This window comes from Acinetobacter sp. USHLN143, assembly GCF_037145695.1.
Taxonomy (GTDB): domain Bacteria; phylum Pseudomonadota; class Gammaproteobacteria; order Pseudomonadales; family Moraxellaceae; genus Acinetobacter; species Acinetobacter fasciculus.
Window position 1 is genome coordinate 1 of record NZ_JBBCWZ010000094.1, and the last position, 8,316, is coordinate 8,316.

The window sequence follows — 8,316 nt, forward strand, 5'->3', positions numbered from 1 at the left end:
CATCGAATTAGGCGCGGTTTTAGAAGGAGTTGTAATTTTTCAAAAAAGATTGAAAACCATTTTAAAGCTTTCGACTTAACCTTTTTTTACATCAATAATGGCTTCATTTAATGTCAGCATACTTTTTGAAACACCACCAAATTCTTGAGTAATTACTCAGTCTATGACACAGTAAGGCAAAATAATTCGCTGTTGCAAGGATTCTGCAACTTTAGAAGAAAAAGAAAGAAATAAAAATTAAGGAGAAGGTTATGCTCAAGAAGAGCATAGGCATAGCTTTGCTATGTATAGCGGGGCAGTCGTATAGTGCAGATATTATTGTAACCACTACAGAAGATATTGAAAAAGATGACAAGGAATGTTCACTTCGAGAAGCTGTTGAGTATGTTAACCGTGGTTTAGCTAAATCAGGTTTTATGGGGTGTGGTGGGGAGAACTCATCCAGTACCATTATTTTAAAAGAAAAAAATACCTATGTGTTGAACCAGCATATCGCGATTAAAAAATCTCTTACCATCCGTGCGGTCGCAGAAAGTGATGGCGAATTCAGTACGGATGAAAAAGCATTAGGCTTGCATAATGCTCATATTCAAATGAAAGGTACTGATAACCTTTTCAGGATCAACAGTACAGATACATTGGTTCAGTTAAATTTGAAAGAACTGGATCTTGAAGGCTGTGGTAAAACCAGTTGTGCTGAACAAGGTGGCCTAATTTATAATAAAGGTCAGCTAATTCTAGAATATAACCGTCTATTTAATGCTGCTGCCAACTTGGGTGGGGCAATTTATAATGCTGGCAAGTTTGGTCAGAACTTAACAAGCCGTGCACAAATTAAAACTAGTCTGATCGAAAATAATAAAGCCCAACGAGGCGGGATCCTGTATAGCGAGCTACCTGCTTTCCTCATTTATCAAAGTGTACTTAAAAATAATCAGACACTGGATAATTCCGCGACCAATATTTATAGCGCGGGACAGTTTGCTGACTCCAGTAAAGATCAAGGTATTAGTGGGGAAATATTAAGTAGTACGATACTAAAAAATAAGGGTGTACTCATTAATGTCCTGGACGGGATGGGATTGAATAATCTCACCATGGTTGATAATGAAAATACTGCTTTACGTATCTATGCGCCGTATGGCAGAGCTTATGTAGCGAATAGTATTATTTTAAGAAATGGTACACAGGATTGCCAAATTATCACTGGTGACAAGTCTGTGTCGCAAAATAATCTGCTGACAGCCTCGTGTGGTGTAGGGGATGCCGTCGCGCCGAACCAGTTCTGGAATGGTACACGACTTTTTGCTGAATCCTCAGATAAAAGTGAAGGTATTTGTCAGACCCTACAAGAAAATAATAATGCCATACTTTGTCCATATAGCGTTCCTAAAGGACAATTTCTCGGTTATATGCGCCCACGAATTTTGTTGAACTATATCCTTGTGAGTGAATCACCGATTGTGAATAGAGGCACAGGATTGAGTTTAGCAAATCCAACGGTAGCATGTGAAGCGGCAGATCAGCGCGGGATCAACCGTTTGATGGATAATCTGTTTTGTGATCGTGGTGCTGTTGAAATCACGATACCAATCTCAGGCAGTCTGGTGGGACAAGATCTGTTAAAGGGTGAAATTGCCAAGTTTTCAATTGAATCTTATCTGGGAGATAGTGATTTAATTCCAAAAGAACAGTGTAATGCCATTGTTGGTCAGAATCCGACGGGGGAGCCTTGGCAAGATGGCTGTTTGAAAGTGGTACAAACCAAAACAGCTTCCAAGGGTAAAACAATCATCGATATTCATGGCAATGTCGTTTATACCCCGGATTCTACCTGGCATGGAGCAGATATTTTCGAACTACAAGTGGTGACCTCATCGACACGGTTTAATAAAAGTAAACCTTATTTGACTATTACTACTCAAATTGTTCAGGAGCCAAAAAATGAAATGGAAGACAAAGCAGTCAAAACTTCAGGCGGCTCATGGGGTGGTGGTGGGCTACTGATTTTACTCGGATTAATAGGTTTACGCCGTGGATTAAAAGATTAAGGAAAAATCATGAAAAATTATAAAAAAGGACTGCTTGCGGCCATGATTTTATCTGCCATGAGTTTGATGGCAGCCGAAGATAAAACGATATATGTAACTACTTTTGCTGATGAAGATGGCGAGAATAATAATGCCTGTTCTTTGCGAGAAGCCATTAAAACTGCAAAACTGGATAAATCTTATGGCGGATGTAATGTAGGACGTACGCTTCGATTGGATGGTTCAGCTGCAGATGTGATTCAGCTTGAAGCAGGCGAGTACAAATTAGATAAAGAGCTGATCGTAGAGTCAGCGCTCAAAATTTATGGGAAAACTCCGCTTAACTATGCTAGTCGTAGTCCGATTACGCTGTTATATCCAACCCGGGAGGCTTTAAAAAGTACTATTTCAGGCCAGGGGAAAACCAGATTATTTAATAGTATGGCCAGCCAATCCAGTCTGGAAATTCATCATCTGATCTTAAAGGATGGCTATGCAGCAATAAATACCTTGGATAAAGGTAATGGCGGTACTTTTTATGTAGCAGGGCCTTTAAGTATTAATACCAGTGAAATAGTAAATTCCCGAGCAGCTGCAGAAGGTGGTGCGATTTATAGTGTAGCAATGAATACGGAAAGGAATATTGTCATTCAGGATTCTTTGATTCAAAAAAATCAGGCGAGTTCATATGGTAGTGTTCTGGCGATGGATTGTCAGGGAAATTTAGGTACAACTCAAACCAATGTGAAAATTAATTCCAGTAGTATTGTTAAAAATGGTTCAGACACTGCTAACAGTATTATTGATTTTTGTGGCTATGCCACAGTAGAAATTGTTAACTCTACTATTGCGAAGAATACTGCCAGTACCACAGGACATATTGTGCGTATGACGAATGAAGTTAATCGTCCGCTCAGTAAATTCTCCAGTTTAACTGCATTAAGTAATACTATTGTTGAAAATACAGCCCAATCTACTTTATTTTATGACAATACCGGGTTTAGGTATTTTAATTTCAATATTTTAGCCTTTAACCAAGGCCTGTCTTGTGAATATGCCTTAAATCAGGGAAATCCGACCAAGGCACAACGTGTTGAATTTTCTACAATTCGAAATGCAATTCAAACGACTGGGCCATCACGTTGCGTATTGCCAGAATTAGACGAAGATACTACTTCAAATAATCTTGATGTCTCTAACAATATAATCAGCAGTTTATTAACAAATTATATTGAGTCTGCTATTGATAATCGCTATTTAGGGCTGTATTACCCGCGTGATAATCAGACCGCAACGGATTTGGTAGATATCGGGGTGAGTGGCTGTATTGAACAAGACCAGCGTGGTATTGATCGTGTGATTGGATCCACATTAACATTTGATCCAAGTGCAAAAAATACTTGCGAGATCGGCTCAGTTGAAATCCGACGTTTGACTGCAGCCGATATTACGGACTTGCAAAATAAGAGTTTGGTAGAACTCAATGACTTTTATCAGGAGAATATAGATGATCTCGAAGAAATCATTGCTGATAAAAATACTCCAGAAAATGAGCTTCCTGGTTTAAAGGAAGAATTGAAAAGTTATCAGGATTTGCTTAAATATACCAAGCAATATCAGAAATATCGTGCAATCTATATTAATCCTTTTATCTTGGCTATGCCTCAAGAAACTCTAACCAATGATAAGATTCAAATTAAAGCCTTAAATTCAGAAAATTATGAGGTCAGTGTAAAAACTTTAGGTGTTGGTAAGTTAATTGGTACTGGTAATTCGACCACTGTGGAAGGAAATCCCAATGATCCAAATCTTAAATGTGAGTGGAAACCTGATTTAAACCGGATCATGATGTATCGCACTGATGGTAAGCAGACCAGTTCGGTTGATATGGAGTTCTGTAGTTATACACTTAAAGACCAGGCTACAGGTGCGAGCAGTGCTGGCCTCTTAAGAGCAGCTTTTAACAACATTGCACCAATTGCAAAAGATGATGAATATCGGCTTAGTCCAGAGAATAATCTTACAGTGACTGTAAATCCGCTTGAAAATGATAGTGATGATGGAGATGGGCCTCTACCATCAGGAAAGTCGGCTTTTTATCAAGATAAAGATGGAAAAGAGATCCCGATTCATATTGTTAAGCTGCCTGCAGGAGTTTCACTGAAGGCAGAGCGACAAGGAGCATGTCCTGATACCTATCAAAATCAGACCTGTTATGGTGGGCAGCTGACATTTAGCGTAAAAAATAATTTAAGCCAGGCAAATTACAGCATGGATTATGCGATTTTTGATGCTGATGAAAAAATGTCAGAAAAAGCAACAATCTTGTTACGTAATACAGTTAAAAATACGAATACGTCCTCAAGCGGTGGTGGGGCAATTGGAATGTGGGGGCTACTGGGGTTATTAGGGCTTGCAGGTTATCGCCGCTTAAGAAAATAAAATATGATTGAAACATCAAAAAAGCCTCCATATGGAGGCTTTTTATATTAAGTGTTTAATGCAAGTTAGGCTGCTGAGTCACTTGCTGATATTTGAGAATGTATTCTTCGCGAATGGCAAGGCGTTGCTCAGGAGACGCTTTTTGCATACGTGCGCCCAGTTCTTTGCGTTCTTGACTGCTCATCATTTGCCAAGTCTCACGCATTCTCTGTTTTTCCGCATCAGGGAGTTGGGTAAACCAGTCCATGCGCTGCTGCAAGCTGACACTTTGTTGTTCGGGAATTTCTTTTAGAGATTGGTAGCGTTTAATCAGTGCCAATTGTTCAGAATCAGAGAGACTATCCCAAGTATCAGTTACTTGGGTATTCGCATCCTTGGAAAATAGCCAAAAACGTTCAAATCCTGCAAAGCTGGTTTGCAGAAAACTGAACGCACAAAAAGCAATCACCAATTTTTTAGCTGCCATGTGGAACTTTGTCCTCACCTAAAACCATTAACATTTCTAAATCTTCAAGCATTTGCGGAGACAGTTTTGGGACTGACACCATTTGAGTTTGCGGCTCGTTATGGTCCGAAAGATTCGGTAATACCACAACGCCTGCAATCGCAGCTGCCAAAGCAAAGCCAGACATTTTTAGAAATGCAAAGCGTGAATGTTTTGAATCCTGAATTTCTTCAAGAACATGGTGCATGACAACAGGTTTGTCTTTATGTTGTTGTGCCAGTCCATCAAGTTTGGAAGTTACTTGTTTTAAGAAATCATCTTGATTCATTCGGATGACCCTCCCAGATATGGATTTAAATGTGCTAAGGAGGCGCGTAAACCTTGGATAGCACGGTGATAATGGGTTTTTACACTGCCTTCTGTGCAGTTCATAATTTGTGCGGTGGTATGCGTATCAAATCCTTCCCAGGCTCTGAGCATAAATGCCTGCTGCTGACGCACAGGCAATTTTGCAATCGCTTCCTGGATTTCTTCAGCAGTAACTGCCTGATCGAGAAAGTCCAGAGGCGTTGGTGTTGATTCATCGACGGCATCATCGAATTCAATTTCGTCGTCATCGAGACTGACTTTTTTGAAAAATGAGAATATTTGACCACGCCGTGACTCTTTACGGCGCCAGTCCTGTAACTTGTTGTTGAGAATGGTATAAAATAGGGGATACCATTCTTCAGTGCTTTTTTCTGCATAGGATTTGTGTAAGGAAATGAAAGCTTCCTGAACCAGATCCATGGCAATACCATGATGACCTTGAGTTGCACTTTCCATCATCACCAAAGCACGCCCAGTCACATCCTGCATGAAATTCTTCAGACGTGCTTCAGCCGTACTCTTCAGAATACTTACATCATGTGTTTGCAGCTGTTTTGGTGCTAAATCCATAGAGATGGAAAATCCTGTCATTGGACACCCACCATTATTCCCAAGTTCATAATCATATAACGTTGGGAATTCTGGTTTGGTTGACAATTAAGTTTATTATTTTTGTAGTTTAATCTATTTTATACACGGGCAGGGCCGTATTAAAACACTGTAACCTAAATCCCTAATTAGATACGTTGACGTACCATTTCAAAGAAACAGATCGAACCGGCAATTGCGACATTCAGTGATTCCTGACCTCCAGGTTGCGGAATGCTAACGGCTTCAGCATGTTGCATCGCATAATCAGACACGCCTTGGCCTTCATTACCCAGAATCCACACGCAAGGTTTACGTAAGTCTTTTGAATACAGACTTTCAGCGCGATGTGAGCTAGTCACATAGACAGGGATTTGAAATTGCTCAAGAATTTGTTCAAGCACAATATTTTCAAAGGTTTGCAGTGTGAAATGTGCACCCATACCGGCACGTAATACGCGTGGTGACCAGAGTGATGCAGAACCTTTGGTACATACAATCTGTTCAATACCGGCAGCAGCAGCAGAGCGAAGCAGGGTGCCTACATTACCCGGATCCTGTACATTTTCCAAAATCAAAGTGTCTGCTTTAAAATCCAATGCATAATTTGCTGTCGGTAGAGTGACCACAGCTAAACAGGCTAAAGATGTTCCTAAGGTGCTTAAATCTTTGTATAAAGACTCGCTCAGAACAAAGACCATACCTGTGTATTTTGCAAGAATTTTCTCGAAATCAGGATGTGAAAGTGCATGTTCAGTGGTGAAAATCGAATCAATTTTACGGTTTTCATGTAGCCAGGCAAGAGACAGATGCGTGCCTTCTAAAACCGTTTGACCTTGTTTTTTACGATAAGTATTTTGTTCGATTAAACCACGTAAGTGTTTAATCTTTGGATTGTCTTTTGAATCAAGAAAAAAAGTTGGCATGGGAGATATAATCCACGGCAGCCGATTCAATATCGACTACCGCTATAAAAATTAGTTGTGGTAGCTGGTCACAAGATCAACTTCGTTTTTAGAACCAATGATCACTGGCACACGTTGATGTAGATCTGTCGGTTCGATCTCAAGAATACGCACACGACCTGTAGTTGATGCACCGTCAGCCTGTTCCATGAGCATGCTCATTGGGTTAGCTTCATACATTAAACGCAGACGGCCAGCTTTAGCCGGATCTTTAAGGTCATATGGATACATGAAGATACCGCTACGGCAAAGAATACGGTGAATGTCGCCCACCATACAAGCAACCCAACGCATATTGAAGTCTTTTTCACGAGGACCGGTTTTGCCTGCTAACAATTCATCGATATAACGCTGTACGGGTGCTTCCCAATGACGTTGATTCGACGCATTGATCGCATATTCTTTAGTATCTGCAGCTACCTGAATTGCTTCAGAAGTCAGTAGGAATTCTTGAGTCTCAGGGTCATAGGTAAAGAACACTACGCCTGCGCCGACGGTCAATGCCAACATGGTCGATGGACCATAAAGCACATAACCTGCAGCTACCTGATGAACACCGGCTTGCATAAAGTCTTCTGCCTGAGTCACGGCATTTTTTGCAGGAAGAATCGAAAAAATGGTACCAACACACATATTGATGTCGATATTGCTTGAACCGTCTAATGGATCGAACAATACCAGAAATTGACCATTTTCTTGTGCAGGGGTGAATTCATCCAGTTCTTCTGAGGCCAAACCACCCACATTTGGATGTTGCTGCAAGGCATCAATCAAATAGTCATTAGAAATGACATCCAGCTTCTTTTGCTCTTCGCCTTGAACGTTTTCATGCTGTGCACTTCCCAATACACCCGCTAAAGCACCTTTTTGCAGTAATTGATCAATGTCTTTGCAAGTGTTTGCAATCGTTTCAATAACTTGTGCAAGTTCAGGTGTGAGATTCCCGCTTTGTTGTTGTAAAAACTGGGATAAAGTGCGGTATGACATAGGGGAAACTCCAAAACTTAAATCGGGAAAAAATGATCAAAACGATATGCGGCTATATTTTAGATGAGAACGTACTAAAAGAAAAATTAAACTGGATTATTTGTATCGATTTTGCCCTTGCAACTCCTGCGGAAAGTGCTATGTTGAAGACAAAGGAAAATTGAGAATAGGAGCACAGATATGACAACATTGAAGTTTGATGCGACTCCAACGCCAAGCGAAGGCATTACTTTAGATGATATCTCTGAAGACAAGATGAAAGAAGCCTGGCGGGATTATGAAGCAAAACCAGAGTACAAACAATTCAATAAACATGACCTGATCGAATCGATGCATCCGGCTGAACAAGATCAGCTTCCCAAGTAGACCGATTCTTTCATTTGTCTTGTCCTGAAATAGATTGACAGTATTCCACTTCAAACCGAGTTAAGCAATTAGCTCGGTTTTTGTTTGCTCATACATCTGATTCGGGGTGTTCATATTTAAACTT

At 40.3% G+C, this 8,316-nt stretch carries 8 protein-coding genes and 1 pseudogene; 4 read left to right on the forward strand and 5 right to left on the reverse strand.

Annotated features, from left to right (window positions below; translation table 11 throughout):
• From WFH18_RS15685 to WFH18_RS15695, 3 genes and pseudogenes are all read left to right on the forward strand, one after another.
• Positions 1–111 (forward strand): annotated as a pseudogene (locus tag WFH18_RS15685) (IS1 family transposase); the annotation flags it as partial.
• A 140-nt stretch (positions 112–251) separates the two neighbouring features.
• Complete coding sequence (gene rbtA / locus WFH18_RS15690; protein WP_005103860.1) at positions 252–2,051, forward strand: rhombotarget A; 1,800 nt, start codon at positions 252–254, stop codon at positions 2,049–2,051.
• Between the two features lie 9 nt (positions 2,052–2,060).
• Positions 2,061–4,472: a CSLREA domain-containing protein gene (locus WFH18_RS15695; protein WP_164543354.1), complete on the forward strand. Its 2,412-nt coding sequence runs from the start codon at positions 2,061–2,063 to the stop codon at positions 4,470–4,472.
• Positions 4,473–4,527: 55 nt separating this feature from the next.
• On the opposite strand, the gene WFH18_RS15700 is transcribed toward WFH18_RS15695, so the two are convergent.
• From WFH18_RS15700 to WFH18_RS15720, 5 genes are all read right to left on the reverse strand, one after another.
• Entirely contained in the window at positions 4,528–4,938 is a 411-nt protein-coding gene (locus WFH18_RS15700; protein WP_164543353.1) for a DUF3106 domain-containing protein, read from the reverse strand.
• Positions 4,928–5,245 (reverse strand): hypothetical protein, encoded by a 318-nt coding sequence (locus WFH18_RS15705; RefSeq protein ID WP_004645680.1) that lies wholly within the window; start codon positions 5,243–5,245, stop codon positions 4,928–4,930. The genes WFH18_RS15700 and WFH18_RS15705 overlap by 11 nt, the downstream gene beginning before the upstream one ends.
• The gene (locus tag WFH18_RS15710) at positions 5,242–5,856 is read right to left on the reverse strand and encodes an RNA polymerase sigma factor (protein WP_164543352.1); all 615 of its coding nucleotides are present in this window, start codon (positions 5,854–5,856) and stop codon (positions 5,242–5,244) included. Before WFH18_RS15710 ends, WFH18_RS15705 begins: the two co-directional genes overlap by 4 nt.
• A 167-nt stretch (positions 5,857–6,023) precedes the next feature.
• A complete protein-coding gene (locus WFH18_RS15715; RefSeq protein WP_114540857.1) occupies positions 6,024–6,800 on the reverse strand; it encodes a TrmH family RNA methyltransferase in 777 nt (258 codons plus the stop codon).
• Between the two features lie 51 nt (positions 6,801–6,851).
• The gene (locus WFH18_RS15720) at positions 6,852–7,826 is read right to left on the reverse strand and encodes a class 1 fructose-bisphosphatase (protein WP_004731742.1); all 975 of its coding nucleotides are present in this window, start codon (positions 7,824–7,826) and stop codon (positions 6,852–6,854) included.
• 180 nt (positions 7,827–8,006) lie between these two features.
• Here WFH18_RS15720 and WFH18_RS15725 point away from each other — a divergent pair, with 180 nt between their 5' ends.
• Positions 8,007–8,192 (forward strand): NF038105 family protein, encoded by a 186-nt coding sequence (locus WFH18_RS15725; protein WP_004645674.1) that lies wholly within the window; start codon positions 8,007–8,009, stop codon positions 8,190–8,192.
• The last annotated feature ends 124 nt before the right edge of the window (positions 8,193–8,316 follow it).

What these genes read in the sequence shown, in the direction of transcription:
- WFH18_RS15700 (WP_164543353.1), bottom strand. Translation starts at nt 4,938, where the DNA reads ATGGCAGCTAAAAAATTGGTGATTGCTTTTTGTGCGTTCAGTTTTCTG.
- rbtA (WP_005103860.1), top strand. Translation starts at nt 252, where the DNA reads ATGCTCAAGAAGAGCATAGGCATAGCTTTGCTATGTATAGCGGGGCAG.
- WFH18_RS15710 (WP_164543352.1), bottom strand. Translation starts at nt 5,856, where the DNA reads ATGGATTTAGCACCAAAACAGCTGCAAACACATGATGTAAGTATTCTG.
- WFH18_RS15720 (WP_004731742.1), bottom strand. Translation starts at nt 7,826, where the DNA reads ATGTCATACCGCACTTTATCCCAGTTTTTACAACAACAAAGCGGGAAT.
- WFH18_RS15725 (WP_004645674.1), top strand. Translation starts at nt 8,007, where the DNA reads ATGACAACATTGAAGTTTGATGCGACTCCAACGCCAAGCGAAGGCATT.
- WFH18_RS15715 (WP_114540857.1), bottom strand. Translation starts at nt 6,800, where the DNA reads ATGCCAACTTTTTTTCTTGATTCAAAAGACAATCCAAAGATTAAACAC.
- WFH18_RS15705 (WP_004645680.1), bottom strand. Translation starts at nt 5,245, where the DNA reads ATGAATCAAGATGATTTCTTAAAACAAGTAACTTCCAAACTTGATGGA.
- WFH18_RS15695 (WP_164543354.1), top strand. Translation starts at nt 2,061, where the DNA reads ATGAAAAATTATAAAAAAGGACTGCTTGCGGCCATGATTTTATCTGCC.